At 41.7% G+C, this 24,172-nt stretch carries 23 protein-coding genes, 1 tRNA gene and 1 riboswitch; of the genes, 15 read left to right on the top strand and 9 right to left on the bottom strand.

Translation table 11 applies throughout. The annotated features are described in order from the left end of the window. The first annotated feature begins 29 nt into the window (after positions 1-29). The 7 genes from pdxS (at position 30) to PV403_RS22835 (ending at position 5,037) form a co-directional block, all read left to right on the top strand. Complete coding sequence (gene pdxS / locus PV403_RS22865) at positions 30-911, top strand: pyridoxal 5'-phosphate synthase lyase subunit PdxS (protein ID WP_160037021.1); 882 nt, start codon at positions 30-32, stop codon at positions 909-911. 18 nt (positions 912-929) lie between these two features. Continuing rightward, on the top strand, positions 930-1,514 hold the full coding sequence (pdxT, locus tag PV403_RS22860; protein ID WP_283771327.1) for a pyridoxal 5'-phosphate synthase glutaminase subunit PdxT: 585 nt from the start codon (positions 930-932) through the stop codon (positions 1,512-1,514). 134 nt (positions 1,515-1,648) lie between these two features. Then, on the top strand, positions 1,649-2,929 hold the full coding sequence (serS, locus tag PV403_RS22855) for a serine--tRNA ligase (protein ID WP_213535753.1): 1,281 nt from the start codon (positions 1,649-1,651) through the stop codon (positions 2,927-2,929). Between the two features lie 95 nt (positions 2,930-3,024). Next, positions 3,025-3,113: transfer RNA gene (locus tag PV403_RS22850), tRNA-Ser, on the top strand. Positions 3,114-3,269: 156 nt separating this feature from the next. Then, positions 3,270-3,611, top strand: coding sequence for a hypothetical protein (locus PV403_RS22845; protein WP_213535755.1), 342 nt, complete (start codon positions 3,270-3,272; stop codon positions 3,609-3,611). Positions 3,612-3,623: 12 nt separating this feature from the next. Then, a complete protein-coding gene (locus tag PV403_RS22840; RefSeq protein WP_213535757.1) occupies positions 3,624-3,773 on the top strand; it encodes a small acid-soluble spore protein P in 150 nt (49 codons plus the stop codon). A 184-nt stretch (positions 3,774-3,957) separates the two neighbouring features. Next, entirely contained in the window at positions 3,958-5,037 is a 1,080-nt protein-coding gene (locus tag PV403_RS22835; RefSeq protein ID WP_213535759.1) for a hypothetical protein, read from the top strand. A 132-nt stretch (positions 5,038-5,169) separates the two neighbouring features. Here the strand turns inward: PV403_RS22835 and tadA are convergent, their stop codons facing one another. After that, a complete protein-coding gene (gene tadA, locus PV403_RS22830) occupies positions 5,170-5,688 on the bottom strand; it encodes a tRNA adenosine(34) deaminase TadA (RefSeq protein ID WP_213535761.1) in 519 nt (172 codons plus the stop codon). Positions 5,689-6,042: 354 nt separating this feature from the next. On the opposite strand from tadA, the gene PV403_RS22825 reads away from it, so the two are divergent. After that, complete coding sequence (locus tag PV403_RS22825; protein WP_332086082.1) at positions 6,043-8,316, top strand: ATP-binding protein; 2,274 nt, start codon at positions 6,043-6,045, stop codon at positions 8,314-8,316. Positions 8,317-8,345: 29 nt separating this feature from the next. After that, the gene (gene rluF, locus PV403_RS22820) at positions 8,346-9,047 is read left to right on the top strand and encodes a 23S rRNA pseudouridine(2604) synthase RluF (RefSeq protein WP_332086081.1); all 702 of its coding nucleotides are present in this window, start codon (positions 8,346-8,348) and stop codon (positions 9,045-9,047) included. A gap of 58 nt (positions 9,048-9,105) precedes the next feature. On the opposite strand, the gene PV403_RS22815 is transcribed toward rluF, so the two are convergent. Continuing rightward, positions 9,106-9,900 (bottom strand): flagellar motor protein MotB, encoded by a 795-nt coding sequence (locus PV403_RS22815; RefSeq protein ID WP_332086080.1) that lies wholly within the window; start codon positions 9,898-9,900, stop codon positions 9,106-9,108. Further along, positions 9,887-10,687 carry a flagellar motor stator protein MotA gene (motA, locus tag PV403_RS22810; protein ID WP_332086079.1) on the bottom strand — a complete coding sequence of 267 codons (801 nt, stop codon included), beginning with the start codon at positions 10,685-10,687 and terminating at the stop codon, positions 9,887-9,889. Before motA ends, PV403_RS22815 begins: the two co-directional genes overlap by 14 nt. A gap of 147 nt (positions 10,688-10,834) precedes the next feature. On the opposite strand from motA, the gene PV403_RS22805 reads away from it, so the two are divergent. Beyond that, positions 10,835-11,128 (top strand): hypothetical protein, encoded by a 294-nt coding sequence (locus PV403_RS22805; protein WP_213535771.1) that lies wholly within the window; start codon positions 10,835-10,837, stop codon positions 11,126-11,128. 208 nt (positions 11,129-11,336) lie between these two features. Then, on the top strand, positions 11,337-11,633 hold the full coding sequence (locus PV403_RS22800) for a 4a-hydroxytetrahydrobiopterin dehydratase (protein WP_213535773.1): 297 nt from the start codon (positions 11,337-11,339) through the stop codon (positions 11,631-11,633). A 57-nt stretch (positions 11,634-11,690) separates the two neighbouring features. On the opposite strand, the gene PV403_RS22795 is transcribed toward PV403_RS22800, so the two are convergent. From PV403_RS22795 to PV403_RS22775, 5 genes are all read right to left on the bottom strand, one after another. Beyond that, complete coding sequence (locus PV403_RS22795) at positions 11,691-12,056, bottom strand: c-type cytochrome (protein ID WP_213535775.1); 366 nt, start codon at positions 12,054-12,056, stop codon at positions 11,691-11,693. A gap of 113 nt (positions 12,057-12,169) precedes the next feature. After that, complete coding sequence (locus tag PV403_RS22790) at positions 12,170-12,673, bottom strand: GNAT family N-acetyltransferase (protein WP_332086078.1); 504 nt, start codon at positions 12,671-12,673, stop codon at positions 12,170-12,172. A gap of 165 nt (positions 12,674-12,838) precedes the next feature. Then, positions 12,839-13,306 carry a C40 family peptidase gene (locus PV403_RS22785; protein WP_332086077.1) on the bottom strand — a complete coding sequence of 156 codons (468 nt, stop codon included), beginning with the start codon at positions 13,304-13,306 and terminating at the stop codon, positions 12,839-12,841. Positions 13,307-13,310: 4 nt separating this feature from the next. Then, positions 13,311-13,450: riboswitch (cyclic di-AMP (ydaO/yuaA leader) on the bottom strand. 239 nt (positions 13,451-13,689) lie between these two features. Next, positions 13,690-14,520, bottom strand: coding sequence for a hypothetical protein (locus PV403_RS22780; protein ID WP_332086076.1), 831 nt, complete (start codon positions 14,518-14,520; stop codon positions 13,690-13,692). 10 nt (positions 14,521-14,530) lie between these two features. Next, entirely contained in the window at positions 14,531-16,510 is a 1,980-nt protein-coding gene (locus PV403_RS22775) for a M1 family metallopeptidase (protein WP_332086075.1), read from the bottom strand. A 103-nt stretch (positions 16,511-16,613) separates the two neighbouring features. On the opposite strand from PV403_RS22775, the gene PV403_RS22770 reads away from it, so the two are divergent. Next, positions 16,614-17,123, top strand: coding sequence for a YwhD family protein (locus PV403_RS22770; protein ID WP_213535785.1), 510 nt, complete (start codon positions 16,614-16,616; stop codon positions 17,121-17,123). A gap of 78 nt (positions 17,124-17,201) precedes the next feature. Here the strand turns inward: PV403_RS22770 and PV403_RS22765 are convergent, their stop codons facing one another. Then, positions 17,202-19,256 (bottom strand): transglycosylase domain-containing protein, encoded by a 2,055-nt coding sequence (locus PV403_RS22765; protein ID WP_213535787.1) that lies wholly within the window; start codon positions 19,254-19,256, stop codon positions 17,202-17,204. Positions 19,257-19,440: 184 nt separating this feature from the next. On the opposite strand from PV403_RS22765, the gene PV403_RS22760 reads away from it, so the two are divergent. The 3 genes from PV403_RS22760 to PV403_RS22750 are packed head-to-tail and all read left to right on the top strand — an operon-like array spanning position 19,441 to position 24,171. Next, on the top strand, positions 19,441-22,353 hold the full coding sequence (locus PV403_RS22760; RefSeq protein WP_332086074.1) for a Na+/H+ antiporter subunit A: 2,913 nt from the start codon (positions 19,441-19,443) through the stop codon (positions 22,351-22,353). Between the two features lie 2 nt (positions 22,354-22,355). Then, positions 22,356-22,694, top strand: a complete 339-nt coding sequence (locus PV403_RS22755) for a Na(+)/H(+) antiporter subunit C (protein WP_160034311.1) — start codon at positions 22,356-22,358, stop codon at positions 22,692-22,694. After that, positions 22,687-24,171, top strand: a complete 1,485-nt coding sequence (locus PV403_RS22750; RefSeq protein WP_332086073.1) for a Na+/H+ antiporter subunit D — start codon at positions 22,687-22,689, stop codon at positions 24,169-24,171. The genes PV403_RS22755 and PV403_RS22750 overlap by 8 nt, the downstream gene beginning before the upstream one ends. The last annotated feature ends 1 nt before the right edge of the window (position 24,172 follow it).

Genomic DNA, 24,172 nt, shown 5'->3' with positions numbered 1-24,172 from the left:
ACTGCAGATATAATACGGGGGGCTTAAACATGGAAACGGGCACATCACGCGTTAAAAGAGGAATGGCAGAAATGCAAAAAGGCGGCGTCATCATGGACGTTATGAATGCAGAACAGGCTAAAATTGCTGAAGCAGCAGGTGCCACAGCAGTTATGGCTCTTGAACGTGTACCATCTGATATTCGTGCAGCTGGCGGCGTAGCTCGTATGGCTGATCCAACGATTGTAGAAGAAGTGATGAAAGTCGTATCAATCCCAGTTATGGCGAAGGCTCGTATTGGTCATTTTGTTGAAGCGAAGGTGCTCGAATCTTTAGGTGTTGACTACCTTGATGAAAGTGAAGTATTAACTCCAGCAGATGAAGTTTTCCATATTGATAAACATGAATTTACTGTACCGTTTGTGTGCGGAGCTAAAGATTTAGGTGAAGCACTTCGCCGGATCGGTGAAGGTGCTTCGATGATTCGTACTAAAGGTGAACCAGGAACAGGTAACATTGTTGAAGCGGTTCGTCACATGCGTTTCATTAACAGCCAAATTCGTAAAGTTCAGAATCTGTCCAAGGACGAGCTGTATGCTGAAGCTAAAAATTTGGGTGTGGCTTATGATCTTTTGCTTGATGTACATGAGAACGGGAAACTTCCTGTTGTAAACTTTGCAGCAGGTGGTGTTGCTACTCCAGCTGATGCTGCTTTGATGATGCATCTTGGTGCAGATGGTGTATTTGTAGGTTCCGGTATCTTTAAATCAGACAACCCTGAGAAATTTGCTCGTGCTATCGTAGAAGCTACGACTCATTACACAGATTATAAGCTGATTGCGGAAGTCTCTAAGAACTTGGGTGCACCGATGAAAGGGATAGAAATCTCTTCATTGTCCCCTGCAGAGCGCATGTCGAATCGTGGTTGGTAAGAGAGAAGGATGTCTAGAGTGAAAATCGGAGTATTAGCACTACAAGGTGCTGTTGCTGAACATATTCGCACTACGGAGCTTGCCGGAGCAGAAGGCATAGCGGTGAAGAGAGTAGAGCAACTTCATGAGCTGGATGGTTTAATCATTCCAGGCGGGGAGAGCACTACAATTGGCAAGCTGATGCGTAAGTATGGTTTTATCGAGGCAATTAGGCAGTTCTCTGAAGAGGGGAAGCCGATCTTTGGTACTTGTGCCGGTCTTATCGTTATGGCAAAGCAAATATCTGGACAAGTTGATGCTCATCTTAGCTTAATGAACATAACCGTTTCTCGTAACGCATTTGGACGCCAGCGTGAGAGCTTTGAAACAGATTTAGAAGTAGTAGGCATTGATGAGCCTGTGCGTGCAGTGTTCATCCGTGCTCCGCTTATCGAGTCTGTTGGTGAGGGTGTCGAAGTTCTTTCCACCTATCATGATGAGATTGTAACCGCTCGTGAAGGTCATCTTTTAGTTTCTTCTTTTCATCCAGAGCTTACGGATGACTACCGGTTGCATCAATATTTTGTGAATATGGTGGAAAGCAGCTTGAAATCCTTGAGATAAGATAACAATATAACGATCTTGACTCTCGTGATATTTGAAGACTTTCCCTTATGCTGGCCTGTAAAGCTTGTATAAGGGTGGAGTCTTTTCTCTGGTCGCAGGTCAAGATTATTTTTTTTAGGAGGGAAATTTGCGTGTTAGATATTAAAATATTGCGTAATGATTTTGGCAGAGTAGAGGAGGCCCTCAAGCGTCGTGGTAAATCCGTTGATTTAATTGCTGATTTTCCAAAGCTTGATGTACGCCGCCGTGAACTTCTTCAAGAAGTAGAAACATTAAAGAATCGGAGAAATACGGTATCTGGTGAAGTTGCCAAACGCAAGAAAAATAAAGAAGATGCGGATGAACTAATCGCTGAAATGCGCCAAGTGTCAGATAATATCAAGCAAATGGATGAGGAAATCCGTGAACTTGAAGCGCAAATTAATGAACTGACGATGGCTATTCCTAATATTCCTCATGAGAGTGTACCCGTAGGGGCATCTGAGGATGATAATGTAGAGATCCGCCGCTGGGCTGAACCACGTGAATTTACGTTTAAACCGAAAGCACACTGGGATATAGCGCAGGATCTGGGTATTCTTGATTTTGAAGCAGCAGCTAAGGTTACAGGATCGAGATTTACATTCTATAAAGGGCTTGGAGCACGTCTTGAACGGGCGTTAATCAGCTTTATGATGGATTTGCATAGTGATCATCATGGGTATGAAGAAATTCTCCCTCCGATGATTGTTAACAAAGACAGCCTTTACGGAACAGGTCAGCTTCCCAAGTTTGAAGAAGATCTCTTCAAAATTAAAGACACAGAGTATTACCTGATTCCTACAGCAGAGGTTCCTGTGACGAACTATCACCGCGAAGAAATTATTGATGCTGAGCAGTTACCACAGAAATTTGTAGCATATAGCTCTTGTTTCCGTTCTGAAGCAGGGTCAGCAGGCCGTGATACCCGTGGTCTGATTCGTCAGCATCAATTTAATAAAGTGGAGATGCTGAAATTTGCGTTGCCGGAACACTCTTATGACGAACTTGAATCGATGACTAAAAATGCAGAACGCGTTCTAGAGCTTCTAGAGCTTCCATATCGAGTTATGGCACTCTGTACTGCAGACATGGGCTTTACATCAGCCAAGACGTATGACCTGGAAGTGTGGCTGCCTGAGAGCGGAATGTACCGTGAAATATCTTCATGCTCAAACTGTGAAGATTTCCAAGCAAGACGTGCCAATATTCGTTTCCGCCGTGAAGCGAAAGCCAAACCTGAATATTTGCATACACTCAATGGTTCAGGACTTGCTGTAGGAAGAACTTTTGCTGCTATTCTTGAGAATTACCAACAAGAAGATGGCAGTGTGAAGATTCCGAAAGTGCTCGTTCCTTACATGGGCGGCGTGGAAGTTATTTCACCAAAATAATTTTCGAATAAAAGTTGCATATATGGACAATCTATGATAAAATAATTTTTGTTGAGCGTTAAGTTGCTAAAACGTTAATAAAATTATTTTATCCTGGAGAGGTACCGAAGCGGTCATAACGGGGCGGTCTTGAAAACCGTTAGGGTGCAAGCCCACATGGGTTCGAATCCCATCCTCTCCGCCATAACACATAAATGACAAGCCATTTTCCTTATTTAAGGAGAATGGCTTTTTTTGGTTATCCAAAAAGATAGGTGTGAGAAGACAAGAATGAACAGTATTGAACAGTGCATAAAAAAGCGGTGAAAATCACACGTTAAAAGGTGTGGAGGTGTTACTAATGAGTGAAATTTTTAATATCGATCAAACCCAGCTTGTTCATGCTTGGAATGAGAGTTTGCCGAATGTGCTGAATAAAGGTGACCAAGCACAGGTAAAACCTGATGAAGCAGATCAACACACCCTTCGCATTCATATCGATACCGCAGGGCACCAGATGTACTCTTTTGATTTCAAATGCGCATATGTAGATAACCGTGAAGTCAAAGTCGATTTGATGGATGTAGAGAAAGACGGACGGCATGTTGATGAACGTACGGATACCATTCAGCAGCTTACGCATGATTATATGCGTCATATCCACGAGTGTGCACAAGCAGTGCAGTATTTAACAAACCCTTAAGGAGAGGATCTAATGAGTAAGCCAAAAGCGATTCCTGTACCGGAAGCACAGCCAGCTGGTGTGAGACATAAAAAGGATCATTCCTCTGGCCCAGAGCCCCTTTCGGGGTCCAAGAAGGTCAAGAACCGTAACCACGTAGATCATAATAATCCACAAGGCTGATTTTTTTATATCTTCATCATTACGAAGGGTTCTCCTCAAAAGAGGGGGACCCTTTTTCTGTATACAACTCATTTTTATAAATCTTATGAACCAAATATCTCCAAAAGTGTTTATCTTATCAGAGAAATGAGATATCATTCTAAAGGTGTTTATGAAAAGGATGAATGACGAGAGGGGAGCAATCATGAACAAGAGTTACACAAGAGTCTTGTTAACAATGATGCTGGCGGCAATCGTCGTACTAGCAGGTTGTGGAGCGAAGCAAGAACCTAAGGAAGCAGTGAGAGATGCTGCAGCTAAAGCAACGGAGATGACTTCGTTTGCACTTACAAGTAAAGTAGTGATTAATAACTTTTCCATGAGTCAGTCTGATGAACTTCCTGAAATGGAAATGGTCCTAGCCATGCTGAAAGATGCAGAGCTAAGTGTAGACGGGGTGTTCCAGAATGAACCAATGCAAAGCGAGTTCACTATTGGTATTCATCTGAAAGGTGATATGGAGTTTGCATACAACATTCCTGTTGTGATGACGGCAGATAAGATGTACATTAAAGTGCCGAATATCCCTATGCTTGGTATTCCAGAAACACTAGTAAATAAATACATTGAGATAGATATGAAGAAACTGGCTGAAGAAGAGGGAGTAGAGTGGAGTCCAGCAACTATGGATCTAACCAAATCTCAGCAGTTCTCTAATGAAGTGACAGACGCGGTATTATCCGAATATGATCAGGACACCTATTTTAAGAGTATTGAAAAAGAAGAGTTCTCTGTTCCTGAGGATGTCGATGCTAAACAGCTTGTTCAGTTCCAAGTCACAAATGAAAATGCCAAAGAAGCGATTACCATTCTATTGAACAAGGTTATGCCTAAAGTAATTGATATTATGAGTAAAGCGGAATATAAAGAAATGCTTCAAATCACGGACGAACAAATAGCTGAAATGAAAGAAGAACTAAACAGTACGGACGAGAGCCAAATAGCTGCCGATCTTGAAGAGTTAAAAAATCACTTAACCATTAATACGTTTACTATGAATACTGCCATCAATAAAGAGGGAATTCCAGCTTACCAAGAAGGAAAAGTTGATGTTATCATTAATGATCCCGACACAAGTGAGACGGTGAATTTAGACATGACCATCACACAACACTATAAAGACATTAATAAAACTCAAGAATTCCAAATTGGCATCCCTGCGGGGGATGATGTTGTAACGATAGAACAATTTCAGGAATTATTAAGCGAAGCGTACAGTTACTAAGTAAAAAGAAAAAGAAAGGTCAAGTGAAGGATCTAGATCCCTCGCTTGACCTTTTTTTGCGGAGAATAACAGCGCAGTTGTCCCGCTTTAAATGATCTATATCCCTTAGGATACGATTCGTTTGCAGTCACTTCATGATCCTTCTTTCGAGCTGTGTTTATGTCTTAGGCGTCTAAAGAAGGAAGTGAGTAAGGAGGCACAGGTTTCCTGCAGTACTCCGCTTGTAACTTCGGTTTGATGATTGAATCTAGATTCTTGCAACAAATTCATAAGCGTTCCAGCACAGCCTGCTTTCGGATCGGTTGTCCCAAATATGACGTGAGGGACTCTAGATTGGACTATAGCACCTGCGCACATGGGGCAAGGTTCGAGTGTAACATATAATTTGCAGCCAAGTAGGCGCCAAGCTTGCAAATGAGCACTTGCTTCTTTGATCGCTAAAATCTCAGCATGAGCAGTTGCATCATAATTAACTTCGCGGAGGTTGTGCCCTCTTCCGATAATTTGATTATCTTTGACGATGATCGCACCGATAGGTACTTCTCCAAGTGCTTCTGCCTTCAATGCTTCTTTAATTGCCTCATTCATCCAATACTCATCTGTATATAAGGAATCATCCTCAGTATGAATTTTTGGTTGGTCCTGTCCCATAAACGTAGTACATCCCTTCTAACGAGCATTTATCCAACGAACAAATATTCGGGTTGTTAACATGTTGTGTATAAGTTTGTGGATAACTGTCTAGTTTTGCACAGACTTGTACACATATTATCCAAAGGCTTGTGGATTTGTTAACAACTTTGTGTATGACTTCTTTATTTTATTCAATACTTGTCGATATATCAATTTCGCTTTACAATTATTCCTTTGTTTCCTAACTACGTATGCAGTCGTTCCTTTTCAAATAACTTGTAAGAAGGTATGATGTTCTTATACATAAATCCCTAGAAAGTCGTACATATAGTCACTTTTCGCCAGGATACGAGCCAAGAGGTGAGCTGGAGATTGTCCATTAAAATTAAATTGTCTTTGGTGATGTCGTTCTCGTTATTGATTTTACTTGGACTCAACATCGCGCTCAGTTATTACACGACCCAGGAAAATTTGCTGCAGGATAGTGAAAAACGAATTGTATCTGCGGCAAAGCAAATTGCACTGGCCATGGAGCAGAATCAAGACAATGCAGATGTCGTTAAGAAGCAGGTGGCTAAAAATTTGTGGCTCTCTGCAAAGTATGCAGCTAAAAGTTTGGACCCGGATATTAATAAGATAACGAATGAGCAGTTAGAAGAACTAAGTGAAGAGATAGGGGTATCTGCTATTTCCCTAATGATTCAGACGGAAGATGATATTATTGTAACGAAATCTTCAGATCCTAATGAACTTGGGTTATCTACAAGAAAAATGACATTTTGGTACAAAGCATTTAAGCAGCTTTTTGAAGAGTATCAAGTGACGATCCCCCAAGGGATAAAATATGATCATTATTGGTCAAATGGATTTGAATATGCTACATCAGACCCCGGGAATGTAAACATATGGGGTTATTATCATGATGGGCAAAGAAACTATATCATCAATCCATTCATGAATTCAGATGAGATTGAGGATTATGTTCTTTTTTTCAACCCGGAAGGGAATATTAAAAAGTTTCAAGATGTGAATCCATCGATTCTTTCCATTGCTGGGATTAATCCTGCTACGTTCGGACATCCGACTATGGAGGAAGATGGAACAGATGAAATCTACCCTAAATTTATTAATAAACCTATTTTCTTTGGGGAATATCGATATGGAGAAGTTGACAGGGATAAAAAAGCAATTAATAAAGCAATTGAAACTGGAAATAATGTGTCATATACCTCTGTAGTGGATGGAAAAAAAGTATTAAAAAATATGATTCCGATTACTAACTCTGTAGGACAGAAATATGTGATTAGTATTGTGACCGATTATCATGAGATTGAAAGTGTAATGACAGAACAGTTAACTAGTCATATCGCGGTATCCCTTGTACTGATGGAAATTGTTATTTTCGGGAGTTATTTGTTTGCTTCTGCTTATACGAAACCAATACAGACTATTCTATCTAAAGTAAATGAAGTAGGAGACGGTCATTTTAATTATGATCTGAAATTAAAGCGCAACGATGAACTAGGACAATTATCGAACGGGATCAATGCAATGATTCGGAATCTCGGACACTATACGAACAGACTGAAGCAAATGTATGAAGAAAATAGAGCGGTAAAAGAACATTTGGAGTCTGTTATCAATCAGACAGCCGATGCTATTCATATTACGGATGAAAAAGGAAATATTATTCAAGTCAATCGTGCTTTTGAACAAATGTATGGCTGGTTAGGTAGAGAAATCATCGGTCAGCCCCTTAGTAATATCCCTGAAGAATTAATCGAAGAAGAACAGGAGCAACGTAAGAAACTACATAGCGGGTTAACCATTCCTTCGAATGAATCGTATCGTTATGCGAAAGACGGCAGCCGAATTGAAGTTAGTGTCAGTACGGCGCCGATCAGAGATGATGAGGGGAAAATTACGGGCTATATTAGTATATCAAGAGATATAACGGGCCGTAAGCGAATGGAAGAGCTCTTGCGTCGCTCTGAGAAGCTTACAACCGTAGGCCAGCTTGCTGCTGGGGTTGCTCATGAAATTAGAAACCCGCTTACGACGTTGAGAGGTTTTATCCAACTTCAACAGCAGACTCAGAAAATGAATCCTCGTCATATTGATTTGATGTTGTCTGAACTGGATCGAATTAATTTAATTGTAGGAGAGTTTCTTATTTTAGCTAAGCCGCAGGCTACTAATTTTACTCCTAAGGATATCCGTTTTATTATGGGTGATGTGATCTCTCTTCTAGACAGCCAAGCACATATGCTTGGTATTGAAATCTTACTGGATGCAGATGTTCCTACCATTGTTCACTGTGGAGAGAATCAGCTGAAACAAGTATTTATTAACCTTCTTAAAAATGCGATGGAAGCGATGGCGGATGGAGGAAAAATAAAAATCCGAATTAGAGTGAATGCCGGACAGAATGCAGAGATTATCATTCAAGATGAGGGCGAGGGGGTTCCTGAGGAGTTACTACCTAAGCTGGGCGAACCTTTCTTCACAAGTAAAGAATCGGGAACGGGTCTTGGTCTAATGGTAAGTCAGCGTATCATTCAAGCGCATAAAGGAACAATGGAAATTGATAGTATTCAAGGCGAAGGAACCACAGTTACAATTCTGATGCCAGCTTTGAATCAATAAAATATATGAAAGTAAGGTGTGTGATCCGATTGCGGATAAATAAATTTATAAGTGAAACCGGATATTGCTCTCGCCGGGAAGCGGATAAGCTTGTAGACAGTGGGAGAGTAACGATTAATGGAGCGGTGGCAGTCTTAGGAAGCCAAGCAGAAGAGGGCGATGAGGTACTGGTTGACGGCAAGCCTTTGAAGGAAGAGAAGAATACAGTCTATATCGCCCTTAACAAGCCGGTTGGAATTACAAGTACTACCGAACAGCATATCGAAGGAAATATCGTCGATTTTGTGGGCCATAAGGAAAGAATATTCCCTATTGGCAGACTAGATAAGGACTCTGAAGGACTAATTCTGCTAACGAATGACGGAGATATAGTAAACAAGATATTACGATCCGAAGGCAGACATGAGAAAGAATACATTGTAACTGTAAATCGGCCGATAACCGAATCATTCATAAGAGGAATGTCTACTGGGGTTAAAATTCTCGGAGAGAAAACTCTTCCTTGTACGGTTACACGTATCTCAGAACGTACTTTCCGAATCATACTGACGGAAGGAAAGAATCGTCAGATTCGGCGGATGTGTAGTGCTTTTGGTTACGAAGTGCAGCATCTACAAAGAATTCGTATCATGAATATTCAGCTGGGTTCTCTAAAAAAAGGTTCTTGGCGCGATTTAACGCCAGACGAAAAGACAGAGCTTGGCCGTATGCTCAACTATCGTCTGCTTTAATCCTATAAATAAAGAAGCTGTGATATTTTCACAGCTTCTTTTTATTTCAAATCTTTATTTATTGTACATTTGTTGTTTTTGTTTCTCCGTTATATTTACGAATGATGGAGATTTCAACTCTTCTGTTTTTTGCGCGACCTTCCGCCGTAGCGTTCGACTCAACCGGATGATACTCGCCATATCCGCTTGGGGTGAATTTGGAAGGATCCAATTTAGAATTTTGAAGTATGATTTTCAAGAAGTTCAATGCACGGTCACTGCTCAAATCCCAGTTATCTGTGTACTTATAATTGTTAATAGGCATATTATCTGTATGGCCGGTAACAATGACATCATAAGAGGGAAATTGTTCAAGCATTCGGGAGATATTTTTGGCAAGCACTTTTGCCTCTGGTTTCACATCTGCAGCTCCTGATGCAAACAGAGCATTATCAGCGATGGTAATCATAAGCTGGGATTGATTGAGTTTCGTATCAAGCTGATTAGTAAGACCGTTTTTGTCAATATAATCATCGAGCTGCTTTTTTAATCTTTCTAGATCTTCTTGCTCCTTTTTAGCAAGTGCAGCATCTGTCGCCGTATTTGGATTACTGGAAGGGCTCTTGTTTTTACCAAGATCCGCACCAGAGCCAGCATCGTAAGAGGAGGAATGTTCTAGAACCCCTGTACCTCCGTTAAGGGCACTGCTAAGTGCCTGAGACATCTCTTCGAACTTCTTAGCATCTACGGAACTCATGGAGAACAAGGTGATGAATAAGGCCAATAAGAGTGTCATGAGATCTGAATAAGGCAAGAGCCAGCTTTCGTCTGCATGTTCTTCGTGTTCTTCGTGGCGTTTATTACTCTTTTTCACCTGTTCCTCCCTCCTTGTTAGCAAGTTCAGCGCGTTCACGCGGTGTCAGAAATACAGATAATTTTTGATTAATTGCAATGGTAGAAACACCTGATTGGATGGAAAGGAGACCCTCCACCATCATTAGTTTGACCTCTGATTCCAGTTTAGACATACGCTTCAGTTTGTTAGCAATGGGATGCCAAAGCACATAACCTGAGAAAATACCGAGCAAGGTAGCGATAAAAGCAGCTGCGATGGCATGAGACAACTTATCCATATCGCTCAGATCAGCCAGAGCTGCTATTAAACCAACTACTGCTCCGAGCACACCGAGAGTTGGAGCATACATGCCTGCTTGTGAGAAAATAAGAGCACCTACTTTATGCCGATCTTCGGTTGCATGAATATCTTCCATAAGTACGTCGCGTACAAATTCCTGATCATTACCATCAATAATCATTCGCATACCGCCGCGAAGGAAATCATCATCAATTTCTTCTACTTTCGACTCCAAAGCAAGTAGACCTTCACGTCTAGTTATGGAAGCCCACTCGACAAACATACTAATCAAAGAAACTTTGTCGATAAGTTTAGGTTTTGTGAAGACAATTTTGAACAGCTTCGGTATTTTTTTGACTTCAGACATGGGAAATGCCATGAATATCGTGGCAATGGTACCGCCAAAAATGATAAGGTAAGCCGCAGGGTTATTTACCAAGTTGATAATTGGTGCTCCCTTTAGGATCATACCAAATACAAGAGCGATGATTCCCAAGATTAATCCGATAATAGTTGAAATTTCCATGATACACCTCGTCCGTGAGATTTAATCTGAATCCTTTCATTGAGACATCCGGCTCATTTATTTTATTTATCGACATGTGATTCGTTTTTATGAAGGTTTATTTTCGGTATAATAGAACTACGATATGGAAATGGAGTGAACATTCAAATGGGTGTAAAACATGGACGCGAGTATAATGATATTTTGCAAGATTTAATACAGGCTCTTGGAAAAATACCGGATCGGTATATCTTTTTCGAGATGGAGGAAGAAGATTGGGCGAGACTGGGGGAAAAAGATCGTTTGGAAGTAGATGAAGCACTTGCAGAGGATCTATTCTACGCATTGGGATCTGAGAAAATGATTAGCGTTGGCAGCGGGGTTGTTATTCATGATCAGGAACTCCATCGCCTAAATATTCTTATCGGGGATGATGAACTCGACTTTGTATCCCTCATTTAAAGGAACAGGTTACAACTGGATTTAACATTCCTTCCGTGATAAGATGGAACACGAATAAAGCCGTTCGGGAAGCGAACGGCTTCCTATTTTCCAGTGATAGGCTTGTGCAGTAGGGCATACTATTTAAGCCACAAGCTAGAGTATCTACAAAGGCACCGGGCATGCTGATATGGATACGTTTTTTGATTAGGGGAGGTTAGATTGAACGATGGTCTTTACGCAAGAGGAAGTAGAAGCTCATCTCGATAAACTCGAAGGTTGGGAGTACGAGGAAGGTCGGTGGATTGTTCGCAAATTTATATTCACCAACTTTATGAAAGGCATAGCTTTTGTGGATGAAGTAGGTTTGATCTCCGAAGCGTTTAATCATCACCCTTTCATTACGATTGACCATAAAGTAGTCACATTAAGACTTACTTCCTGGGACGTTGGTGGCATCACTGCTATTGATATTAAAGAGGCTCAGCAATATAACGAAGCATACAACAGAATGATGCAAGTGTAATGAAAAGACGCCTTATCGTCTCTCTGAAGGGAGAAGATAAGGCGTGTTTTTGTTCGTTCACTTTTTCTCGGATAGCCAAAGAGCAAGGTTGGCAATTTCTTCATCTGAAAGTTGTCCTTCAAAAGCAGGCATTTTGCCTCCGCCTTTACCCTTACTAATCGTTTTATAAAGCTGCTCGGCATTGGATTCAGCACCCACTTTTTGCAAGGAAGGACCTACGCCTCCTTCAAGCTGGTTTCCATGACAAGAGATACAGCTTCCTTTAGCTTTTTCCTCAGCACTTGCAGCGTCCAGAGTTACCTGGGGCATAACGGGTCCGGCTTCTTCTGCCATCTCTTGTTCTCTTCCTTCTACCGTAAACATTAACACGAGGGCAAAAGCGCAAGCGAAGAAAAACAAACCGCTCATGATCCATTTCTTCATTTGTAGTGTCCTCCTACTATGTACATTCCTTATTTCATTATAATGGTTCCGGCTTCAGGTTCATAGTATTTTATGGTAAATATTTAAACAAAAGCGAGAATAAGTAAACAAAGCTAAATATGACATGTTTTTTTGTAAAGCATGCAATGGAACAATTGAGTTCCTTCCGGGGTCAGCCGCTCATACGTGTCATCAATAACAAACCCGGCTTTTTCATATGCTCGGATGGCTCTCGTATTCCAGGTGAGCACCTCCAAGTCAATGACATGGCTTGAATTCCTTTTTCGAGCCTCATGTACAACAGAAGACACAAAGGCTTGGCCGTAACCATTGCCACACAAAGAGGGCCGCATACCTAAACCAAGGCGAGTGACTCCTTCCATAGGAAAAAGTTGAGCAAAACCGCATAGCGCAGGCATCTCTTGATCCCTTACTACAGATACATATTGCTGTGCTCTTAGCACGGGGTCTCCAAACTCAATCTCTAAAGCTTTCATCTGATCCCAAGGCAGCCAGCCGTATATATTATAGGGAGGGTCGTACTTCCAGGTACTAATCTCCGCAGCTTGCTCTTCGGTCATCGGCATGACTCGGAAAATAGGGGTCGCCTGTGTCATAGGATCACTCCTTTATCTGAAATTTATCTTTCCTAACACTCTACAGGGTAAGAGAGAGGCAAGGCAAGCGATGGTGTGTAGTAGGGAAAACAAAAAACTCGAACCTCATTACTTTTTAAAAAAAAGTAGTCAAGGTCGAGTTCTTAGGGTAATGATATTGTAATACTACTCAATAGTAGCTGTTTCAAATTGTTCTGTACTCATAATTCGCTTTGCACCTACATAACGCTTTGCATAATAGTTTTCGTCAAGCTTACTGATGGTCACACCTTTAGAGGAAGAAGCATGTGCAAACTTACCGTCTCCAACAAAAATTCCTACATGGGATACCCCTTTACCGCTGGTGTTAAAGAATACAAGATCGCCCGTTCTAATATCAGAAAGAGAGACTTCTTTACCCATGTTGAATTGTGAACCGGATTGTCTTGGCAATTCGATCCCAAGCTTCTCGAATACATACATCGTGAAACCAGAACAATCAAAACCACTAAGTGTAGTTCCACCGTATTTATAATCTGTTCCCTGAACGCTTTCAATTACCTTGTCCATCTTGGAGTCAGCAAATGCACTCCCTGTTCCAATGGATAATGCGATTGCTAGGCTTAGCGCTGCAGCAGTTAATGTCTTTTTCAAAAAAATAAACTCCTTCCAATGCCTGCGAGGTTAGCTTAAGGATTCGGTAGAAGGTTCCCCTATGACCACTCTGTTGCGAGATCAATTCACCCGTAATATGGTTCCCCCGCTTCCCAGGTACCAGGAATTTGGCGTATCTGATGATATGTACCTGTGAAGACGTATGTATTTCCAATTCATAAAACAATCAAATGATTATGTAATAAAAGCTTGATCAATTTAGTTACAATAGATTACAAAGTTGTCACAACATGTTCTGGGCTTATTGTAACAGAATATGTGTAAATTTGGCAATCGTTTTCAGGGAAAAAATACAAAATAAGCCTGACTCATACGATAATGAGCTAGGCTTATCTTTTTGTAAGAAGTAATTCATGCTAACTTCAGGAGTTATCAGAGCTGGTTTTTGAATTCCAGAGACTGAAGTGAGCGCTGATTTTCCACACATTCATAATGGATCGAATGAGATGATAGGATTGCTGTAGAATCAGAGCTAGAAGTCCCGTCCAAATTAAGGAGACAGCTGTGAATGAACCAAATATGGCTAGCGTAATGAAGCCGAGCAAAAGGGAGACCAAGGTGACGGGAACGGCATACCGGATACAGATCCATATCGATACAGAGCCGCTGCGTTTTCCAATGAGTCCAATCTGACAGTAAAGCAGCAGCTGCTTTATCGCATAGCCGTAGATCATCCACAAGAGAAGGTAAGGAATGATTTTGGTAAGAACAGGCAGATTATAAATAGCTGTAATAAGATTAGGGAGAATAACAGGAACAATCCAGTAAGCAGGGATGAGTAATAGGATGATTTCTATAAAATAAAGAAGAGATGTTTTTTTCCAGTGTTTCTTAATGCCCTGAAAGAAAGCCAGACCTTTTGCTGTATTCCCTTGTTCATGCAGACTGTGAAGTAAACCTGCCCGAATGAGCGGGGTCATTAGCATTCGAATGAGGAACATAAGGAATAGCAGCCAGGCGTACTGATGAACTAGCGGGCTTACCGATAAACTAAGCTGACCTTCCATCCAAAACAGCACCTTACTGAGCTCATGAGGCGGAGGATCCGGATAGCGCATCAACAGAGGAACCACAGCAGAAGAAACAATCTTATAAAGAAACATTCCCCAGACCAGCTGGTATATAAAAAGAAACAATACGACAAAATAATGCTCTCTCATAGATTTGAATCCTTCTGATACATAAACTTTCATCGACTCCACCTCACCATGACAGACTTCCAAGCAGGGTTTCAATCAGTTTCGTAATACTGATATTAAACCGAGTCTGTATTTCTTCTTCTACTTCAGCGCTCATATAGTTATTAATATGCTTGTTCTCAATGGCGATCGAGTAGGAAGGGTCTACCATGACCCATTCTATAGGTTCCTTATACGTAAGATTGTAGATAATATTTGCATCCTTGCCGTCCCATTCCTTGCGAATCATATGACCGTCTTTAAAGGCAAACACTACTGGGATTTCGGCGTAGTCTCCTGCTTTCTTAGTCAATTTTACAGTTGAGATATAGTTCGATTCCGTTTCTGTGCTTTGATCCTTAACTTGAATCGAGTCTACGGCAAAGTCAGCCATCATGTTGCTGTATACATATTGATCAAAGAAAGTAGCCCATGATTTGCGGGTGACTTGTTCTACAACGGTCTGGAAATCTTTCGTCGTTGGATGTTTAAAACGGTACTTGGCAGCATAGGCAGACATTACTTTGTCCATTTTTTTGATGCCGATTTGCTGCTCAATGGCTCGCAAGATGAGTTTGCCGCGAGTGTATACATTTTCTGCATAATGCTGCTGCGAATCATATTTCCATGCTTCCTGCGTGAGGGAGGCAGGAGAGGTAATATAACCAGACTGCAAAGGGATGTTGGGTGAAAGACCGTATTCTTGTTCCATTAAGCGTTCCTCAGCATAGGAGGTGAAGGCCTCATCAAGCCATGCTTCTTCAAATTCATTACTTGCGATCATGCCATAGAAGTACTGATGTCCAATTTCATGAATGACGGTTCGCTCCAGCTCATAACCAGGCGATGTTTCATCTGCGCCAAAGGCGGTAATCAAGGTAGGATACTCCATTCCGCCGGCTCCATTTCCTGCTTTGGGAGGCACTACGATGGATAATGTGGAATACGGGTACTTACCGTACCATTTGCTAAAATTGGATAGTGCCGATTTAGCTGCATACAAGTAGCGATCTTTAAGATCAGCATGAGCAGGGTCTAGAAAAAGCTTAATTCGGACTCCAGGTACATTTGGTGCAGAGAATGGTTCTTCTACAACCACAAAGTCGGGGGAAGCGGCCCAAGCAAAGTCATGAACATCATCAGCATAGAATTGATAAATACGCTGATCGTTCTGTTTATAATAAGGTTTGGTTGGGAAACCGGTTGCTGCTACGGTATAATTAGCAGGTACCGCGATGCGTACACTATAAATCCCAAAGTCTGAGTAAAATTCGGAATTACCGTGATATTGATGTAAATTCCAGCCTTCAGTCTTTCGGTTGCGTGTTCCGACTGGTTCATAGACACTTAGTTTGGGAAACCATTGGCCTGCCATAACGAAGTTATCTGCTGTCCCCATCCGGGCAAAGATCCGGGGCATATCAACTTCAAAGGACATATGGAGGGTGATGGATTCTCCCCCTTTTACAGGCTTGGGCAAACGGACCTTGACCAGACTCTTATCATGTATATTTCCGTCATCGGGTTGTACATATTGAATGCGATGGAGGAGAGAAAGACCGTCTGGTGTTTTAATTTCCGTAAGTTTCATAGAGCCGTAACCATCTTTCGGCATCGCATCTCCTCTGAGTTTGCCTCCTGATTCTTTCATAAAGGTTGTCTCATCTGAGGCAAATGCATTGGGGTACAAATGAAAATAAAGCTCGCTCACCGTTTTTTTACCTGGATGAGTCCATGTCAAGGTAGAAGTACCTTTAAGGACATGGTCTTCTGTTAGTTGAACATCAATGTGATATTCAACTACTCGGTCACTAAGCACCTCGGCAAGCGGTGTCTGTACAATTCCCTCTGTGGGCGCAGGCACTGGGGCATTTATATTGCCCGGTATCGGCGCAAGGGCAGATTGCGTAGATGGAGCTTGGCTTAAACTGAGCAGCAGTGTGCCGCCGAGAACACAAATAGCAAGAACAGAGGATAGAATAATTTTCGCGCGAACTGGGGTCATACGTTAAATACCTCCCACTTGACAAGCATCTAAGGCATGTATATGTTTGCAAGCGGAGAAATATTAGTTAAAATATTGGTATCAACTTTTGGAGGCCATAAAAATGGAGCAAAACGGACAAATTGGCAAGAAGCAGATTGCCTTAAATATTGTGAATAGCAAGAGTAAGCATAAAGGTTTCGGTTCAGGTTCGATTGATTTGAATAATGTTTCTCCTGTTATCATTGATGGAGGCGTTGCCACCATTGATATTGGTGCGATGCATGCAAAGAGTAAGGTAGAACGCGGCATTAAATTTTCTACGGAAAAAGCAGATGTACCGAATGGCCGGCAAGTGTGGTTAGTATGGGTAGCGGTAGATCGCACTGCGGAAGGTCAGATGTATGCCGGAGCAACAGCATGTGAGATGTTGATCGATACGGAAGCAAAACGCGGCTGGAAGATTCTCGCTGACCATGTAAACAAAATGGATTATGCAATGAAGCGTCGTATCATGTTAGATGAGCTAGGAAATGAAGATAAGGCAGCATTAAAGCATCTGCTTATTTCTCATAATGAAAACTGGTGGAATGCAGCTCCAGATGAGCTCAAACAGGCATTAGAGACGAACTAAATGGTAACAAAAAAAGAGGGTTTCGGCGTTTAGCCGAAACCCTCTTTATATTGTAATAATGAACAGCCCGATTGATCTTTAATTCGTCCACCAACGTTTGAAGTGATTCCACCAAGAATCATCTCGGTCATTTTGAATTTCTTCTTCTCCGTTTGAACCCGGTTCTGCTTCGTGTTCATCGCAGTATTCCGTAGGCTCTGTACCGCGGACAAACACTTCAAGTCTACGGCTTTCGCAGTTTTCCCCGGCAAGTTTTCCGGTAGAAGGGTCGATATAGACGCTAACCACTTCTTCAGGAACCGGGAATATTTTCGGTGGAACATTTTCGAGTGCTTTTTCCATATACTCTGCAAAAATAGGAGCGGCTCTTCGGCTTTCAGAAGTAGTAATCTCCTGATTATTATCATATCCTACCCATACCGCTGTTGATAATTCCGGTGTATAGCCTACAAGCCAAGCATCTGAGCTTGTGGTGCCTGTTTTTCCGGCAACCGGTCTCTTGATCTTATCTGCTACCCGGTGAGCTGTTCCCCCTGTATCAAAGACACTTTCAAGCAGACTTGTTACTACATAAGCAGAAGCAGTGTCTACCACTTGTTCGGGTGTCTGTTCCGGCACTTTGTATACAATTCGGTCTGCTGCGTCCGTAATTTTCAGCACGGCTATAGGGGCATTTCGAAGTCCCTCATTAGCAAGAACTGAATAAGCGGAAGCCATCTCAAAAGGACTGACAGGCGATGTACCCAGCGCCAGCGATGGTACGGGATCAAGTGAACTCGTAATCCCCAGTTTTTTCGCCATTTCAATAATAGGGTCCGTTCCGATTTGCATAAGAGTACTCACCGCATAAATATTATCAGAGACGGCAATCGCTTTTCTCATATCAATGGGTCCAAGATATTTATCGCCAAAGTTTTTTGGCTCATACGTTTTACGATCATTATCGTACTTGAACACAGTCGGTTTACTATCGAATTGTGAGATAGCTGTCATCTGTTTTGATGAAATGGCTGCCAAGTACATAATCGGTTTAAAAGAAGATGCAGGCTGCCTATTATCCGCCAGTGCATGGTTGTACTGACTGGAGTTATAGTCTGTTCCTCCCACCATGGCCTTCACATATCCATTTCTCGGATCAATGGATACCAAACCTACTTCAAGATCACTTTCATTATCCATTCCGTTAGCGATCGCTTCTTCAGCAGCTTCTTGCATCTGCATATCTAGGGTGGTGTATATGTTAAGACCGCCATGTTCTAATTTGGCTGAATCAATCCCCAGATCCTTAACAACTACGTTTCGAATATAGTCTCGGAAATAGGAAGCTTTTTCATTTGTCTTCGGCTGACTTTTCGGCTTGATATCAAGCATTTCATTATAAGCCTCATCAGCTTCCTCTTGCGTAATGGATCCGGTAGTGACCATTGAATTCAGTACAACCTTTTGCCGATCTTTCGCCTTCTTCATATTGTTGTAGGGAGAATAATAGGTCGGTCCTTTTGGAATACCAGCAAGCATTGCACTTTCTGCTAAATTTAAATCGGCTGCAGACTTGCCAAAATACATTTGTGCTGCAGATTCAATACCATAGGCGCCATGGCCGTAGTAGATTTCATTAAGATACATTTGTAAAATTTCATCTTTGGTGTACTTCATTTCAAGTTGTGCCGTGTATATGGCCTCTTTAATTTTACGGGACCACGTTTTTTCATGAGAAAGGTACAAGTTCCTTGCCAGCTGCTGTGTGATCGTACTAGCCCCTTGGGACATGTTCATCTCTTTTATATTTACAAGAATGGCACGAGCCACTCCTTTTAAATCAAACCCAAAATGAGAATAGAACTTTCGATCTTCTACCGAGATGGTAGCCTGGGTAAGATCGGGTGAGACTTGGTCTAACTTGACGGGAATTGAATCTTTCCCCTCGGGAGAGAATGTAGCAATAACTTCACCATCTATATCAAAAAGCCTGGAGTTATGGTCATTATCTGCAAGAGGAAGACTAGTCGCATATAGATAGACAAGAAGTACAACAGCAAATATCAGACCCAGTACGGTTATTCCTGCTAACCACTTCAGAATCTTTTTGGTGCGAGAGTATTGCGGTTTTGACTGATCTGTAGATTCTGGCATCACATAGGTCTCCTTTCTAAAAAACTGCCTTATATTTCATTATGGGAATACAATTCATCCATTATTCACGATTTATACAGATTCTTTACACAGGTATTTAGGGTAAAGGTTAACATAAAGTCTAGTTCATGCTAACTCTGCTCTATGACTTTTCGATTCTTTACTTTACATAGGGGGTGTACTTGTGTACTTGATTCATGCGGCCATTCTGCTCCCCATTCTTGCTGGAGTTGGGATAGCCTTTATGAAACGTTTGTCTCGCAGCTTTCACTTGGGCTGGGCAGTTCTAACCATCCCGCTTGTCCTACTGATCTACTTTCTTAGCCTGATTCCACAAATAAGTAACCGGAATTTGATTAGTGAATCACTAGATTGGATGCCATCCCTTGGAATTAATTTCACCATTTTATTGGATGGGTTAAGCCTATTGTTAGCGCTGCTTATTACTGGTATTGGCTCTTTGGTTGTACTGTATTCCATTTATTATATGAAGCAAGACCAGGCTTTGCATCGTTTCTATCTGTATCTGCTCCTTTTTATGGGTGCCATGCTTGGTGTCGTTCTTTCAGACAATATGATGGTTTTGTATGGGTTCTGGGAACTAACGAGTATTGCTTCTTTTTTACTTATTGCTTTTCATCACAAGAAAGAAGCGTCAATCCGCGGCGCGAGTAAGTCATTCCTGATTACTGTTTTTGGTGGATTCGCCATGTTAACTGGATTTATCTTACTTTATCTGATCAGCGGATCCTACAGTATTCGGGAGACGATCGCATCTGTATCTAATATTGCAGAACATCATTTATTTGTTCCTGCTCTTATTTTAATTCTTATAGGAGCTTTCACCAAATCAGCGCAGTTTCCGTTCCATGTTTGGCTGCCTGATGCAATGGAGGCGCCAACACCCGTTAGTGCATACTTGCACTCGGCAACCATGGTCAAAGCAGGAATTTATATTGTTGCGAGGTTTACACCTGTTTTTGGCGGAGAAGCAACTTGGTTTTGGATCATATCTTTGGTGGGAACGATATCAATGGTTTATGGTGCGCTGATTGCCATAAAGAAAACAGATTTAAAGGCAATCTTGGCGTATTCCACTATATCGCAGCTGGGGCTAATTATGTCTTTGTTTGGACTAGGATCAGCCGCACTCTACTTTGGTTATGGCTCAGAGTCACTGCTTTATACTACAGCTACAATGGCAGGATTGCTGCATTTGTTCAATCATGCGCTGTTTAAAGGCTCCCTATTTATGATGGCAGGGATTGTAGATCATGAGACCGGTACACGTGATATCCGGAAACTTGGTGGGTTAATTACCGTTATGCCGCTTACATTTACCGTTGCGCTGATCGGTACCTTTTCTATGGCGGGTCTGCCGCCATTTAATGGATTTGTCAGTAAGGAGATGTTCTTCAAAGCTACACTCGAAGCAGCAGACTTTTCTATATTTAGCCTTGGCACATGGGGGATTATTTTTCCTGTACTTGCCTGGATCGGTAGTGTAATGACGTTTATTTATTCGCTCGTTATTGTGTTTCGTACCTTCCTTGGTAAGAACAAAACAGATATTCCACTCCAAAAGCTGCATGAAGCTCCAATTGGAATGTTGATTCCTCCCCTTATTCTTGTATCCATGGTATTAATCACCGGTATTTATCCCGATATCTTATCCTCGTCGATTATTGAACCGGCAATGGCTTCCGTATTATCTCCACTCCTCGCTGAAGGGGAACGGTTTGATGTCCATTTGTATCTCTGGCATGGTCTTACTCCAGAATTATGGATGACGGTAGGAGTCATTGTACTGGGTGTTATCTCTTATAAATTATTACCCCGCTGGAAAACGGTGTATGAAGAGTACATTCCTGTTTATACCATTAACAAGGGTTATAACTCTATATTTCGAGCTTTGCATCGATTTTCTAAACGCTGGACTCAAACCTATATGAATGGTTCGGTTCGGAACTATCTCATCTATATCTTTGTGTTTATGATCGTGTTGATTAGCTACGGTTTCTATCATGCAACGAATATTGAATGGAATTTCAGTGGGTATGATTCCTTTAAGTTATACGAAACGATTTTACTTGTTGGTCTCGTCGTTACAGCGATCTGTATACCATTTGCTAAACATCGCTTATCGGCTGTTATTTTAACAGGAGCGGTTGGTTATCTGGTTAGTTTGTTCTTTGTGTTATTCCGTGCACCAGACCTCGCCTTGACCCAGATGGTCGTGGAAACCGTATCCGTAGCACTTTTTCTGTTGTGCTTCTATCATCTTCCTGAACTTACGCCGAAATCTAGCAAGAAATATAAGTCTATAAATCTGATTATTTCTATTGGTGTAGGTATTATTGTCATGCTGATTGCTCTTGCTGCTAGCGGGACGACACAGCTTGAAACCATATCTGAATTCTATACGAAGGAAAGTTACAACCTAGCAGGCGGAAAAAATATTGTTAATGTACTGCTGGTTGATTTTAGAGGTTTTGATACATTACTTGAAATTATGGTCTTAGGCGTAGCAGCACTTGCTATTTATTCCATGATTAATCTTAATTTGAATGGCAAAGACTTGGGGTCTTCTCATTTTACACTCGCAAAGGAGAAGCAAGAATCAACGGAAAAAGAGAAAAGTAACTCGAATCCGGAGAGTTGGAACAGTGTATCACTTCGCAGTAACGATGTGTTCCTGCAGATGAGTACTAAAATTATCGTGTTTATCATCCTTATCTTTGCGCTCTATCTGTTCTTTGCGGGACATCATCAACCAGGAGGAGGCTTTATTAGTGGACTGGTTACCGCATCGGCTCTCGTTCTATTAGCGATTGCGTTTAATACAGATACGCTTCGCCGGATTCTACCCGTGGATTATCGTACAGTTATTGCCTGCGGGCTCTTAATCTCTTTGGCAACAGCGGCTGGTTCCTTTGTCTTTGACTTACCATTTATGAGTCAGGCATTTGGATATTTCGATATTCCTTTGCTGGGAGAAGTGGAATTAACGACAGCTACCCTATTTGAGACTGGAGTGTTTATGGCTGTCTTGGGTGTCACCATGACGATCATCTTACAGATCGGGGAGGACCGTTAGTTATGGAAATTATTATGAGTGTTACCGTAGGTATTCTGTTTGCTATAGGGGTGTATTTAATTCTCTCAAGGAGTTTGCTTCGTCTTGTACTAGGTCTTTCCTTGTTAACCCATGGTGTACATTTACTCCTGATGACCATGGCCCGTCTAAAAACGGGAGCACCTCCCCTTTTAGGAGAGAAGGCCGAGAATTACGTAGATCCGCTGCCACAGGCATTAATTCTAACCTCTATAGTTATTAACTTTGGACTTCTGGCATTCTTCTTCGTCCTTGCGTATCGATCCTATTTGAAGTTAAAAACGGACGATATGGAAGAAGTAAGGGGGCCGAAATATGAATAATGTGGTTGTTCTGCCCATCTTCTTGCCTGTACTAACCGGAATTTTGCTCATTTTCTTTATGAAATCAGTCCGGATGCAGCGCCTAATTAGTGGAATTGGTTCAATAGTTACGCTCTTGGTTACCGCTTTTTTATTCTATACGGTGTCCACATCAGGGCTTCAGTTTCTTAATATGGGGGGATGGGCAGCTCCATACGGCATTGTATTTGTTGCAGATACACTTGCTTCTTTATTAGTGTTGGTGTCTTCCGTTATTTCGGTTGCCTGTACTTTTTATGCTTTTCACAGCATTACAGAAGAGCGGGAGAAACATCACTTTTATGTATTTTTTCAATTTTTAATGGCGGGTGTAAATGGATCTTTTCTAACAGGTGATCTATTTAATTTGTTTGTTTGCTTCGAGCTGATGCTGATTTCCTCCTATGCGCTTTTGGTACTGGGAAATACAGAACGTCAGCTTAGAGAGTCACTGAAATATGTACTCATTAATATGGTTTCGTCATCTTTACTAGTAGTAGCTATTGGATACTTGTACTCTGTGACAGGAACCATTAATATGGCGCATCTGTCTGTACGGGTAGCTGAAGTTGGTCAAGATGGGATTTTAGGTGTCATTGCTTTATTGTTTTTGCTTATCTTCAGCATTAAAGCGGGGCTGTTTCTCTTTTTCTGGCTATCTGGATCGTACGCAGCGCCGCCGGCACTTGTCACTGCCTTATTCGCCGGTTTGCTGACCAAAGTAGGTCTATATGCCATCGTAAGAGTCTTCACGTTAATCTTCTATCATGATCTGCAATTTACAAATGCTATTATTGGCTGGATGGCAGGAGCGACAATGTTGCTCGGGGTTATTGGAGCGATCGCTTATAAGGACGTTAACAAAATACTTGTCTACAATGTCGTAGCGGGTGTTGGATTTGTTGCTTTTGGTATGGCAGCAGGCAATAAGCTGGCACTTGAAGGTCTGATGTTTTATCTCATACATGACATGATTATCAAATCATTGCTCTTCTTGCTCGGAGGAGCACTCATTGCTGCTGCGGGTACATCAAATTTGAACAATATGGGCGGGATGATTAAAAAATATCCTTTACTCGGCTGGATGTTCTTTGTTACCGCACTTGCTCTTGCCGGAGTACCGCCGCTTAGTGGATTTCCAGGTAAACTGATGTTGTTTGAAGGCGGACTTGATGCAGGTCTCTATGGGCTTACAGCCATTGCTGTCATTGCGAGTTTTATTATGCTGTACTCTGTGCTGCGGGTGTTCATCTATGCATTTTGGGGCAGTGATAAGACGATCCACGGAGGGACAACACAGATTTCTGTAAACCAGCTGCTTGTTCCGTCAGGGTTCCTGTTTATTCTGATCATTGGAATAGGAATATTTGCTGAAGTTCTTTATCCTGCACTCTCTACAGCAGCACACGTACTGATAGATCCTAACCTTTATATTGATAACGTTTTGAAGGAGTGGTGAT

Source organism: Paenibacillus sp. GYB006 (genome assembly GCF_036577645.1).
Classification (GTDB): domain Bacteria; phylum Bacillota; class Bacilli; order Paenibacillales; family Paenibacillaceae; genus Paenibacillus.
The sequence above is the reverse complement of the archived record's forward strand: the minus strand, read 5'-3'. Positions and strand labels throughout refer to the sequence as shown.

Bases quoted from the DNA above. Each gene is read 5' to 3' on its own strand.
- PV403_RS22845 (WP_213535755.1), top strand. From the start codon at position 3,270: ATGAGTGAAATTTTTAATATCGATCAAACCCAGCTTGTTCATGCTTGG.
- PV403_RS22835 (WP_213535759.1), top strand. From the start codon at position 3,958: ATGAACAAGAGTTACACAAGAGTCTTGTTAACAATGATGCTGGCGGCA.
- PV403_RS22795 (WP_213535775.1), bottom strand. From the start codon at position 12,056: ATGAAGAAATGGATCATGAGCGGTTTGTTTTTCTTCGCTTGCGCTTTT.
- PV403_RS22750 (WP_332086073.1), top strand. From the start codon at position 22,687: ATGAATAATGTGGTTGTTCTGCCCATCTTCTTGCCTGTACTAACCGGA.
- PV403_RS22790 (WP_332086078.1), bottom strand. From the start codon at position 12,673: ATGACACAGGCGACCCCTATTTTCCGAGTCATGCCGATGACCGAAGAG.
- motA (WP_332086079.1), bottom strand. From the start codon at position 10,687: ATGGAAATTTCAACTATTATCGGATTAATCTTGGGAATCATCGCTCTT.
- PV403_RS22805 (WP_213535771.1), top strand. From the start codon at position 10,835: ATGGGTGTAAAACATGGACGCGAGTATAATGATATTTTGCAAGATTTA.
- tadA (WP_213535761.1), bottom strand. From the start codon at position 5,688: ATGGGACAGGACCAACCAAAAATTCATACTGAGGATGATTCCTTATAT.
- PV403_RS22780 (WP_332086076.1), bottom strand. From the start codon at position 14,520: ATGAAAGTTTATGTATCAGAAGGATTCAAATCTATGAGAGAGCATTAT.
- PV403_RS22840 (WP_213535757.1), top strand. From the start codon at position 3,624: ATGAGTAAGCCAAAAGCGATTCCTGTACCGGAAGCACAGCCAGCTGGT.
- PV403_RS22755 (WP_160034311.1), top strand. From the start codon at position 22,356: ATGGAAATTATTATGAGTGTTACCGTAGGTATTCTGTTTGCTATAGGG.
- PV403_RS22770 (WP_213535785.1), top strand. From the start codon at position 16,614: ATGGAGCAAAACGGACAAATTGGCAAGAAGCAGATTGCCTTAAATATT.
- PV403_RS22800 (WP_213535773.1), top strand. From the start codon at position 11,337: ATGGTCTTTACGCAAGAGGAAGTAGAAGCTCATCTCGATAAACTCGAA.
- PV403_RS22765 (WP_213535787.1), bottom strand. From the start codon at position 19,256: ATGCCAGAATCTACAGATCAGTCAAAACCGCAATACTCTCGCACCAAA.
- pdxS (WP_160037021.1), top strand. From the start codon at position 30: ATGGAAACGGGCACATCACGCGTTAAAAGAGGAATGGCAGAAATGCAA.
- PV403_RS22775 (WP_332086075.1), bottom strand. From the start codon at position 16,510: ATGACCCCAGTTCGCGCGAAAATTATTCTATCCTCTGTTCTTGCTATT.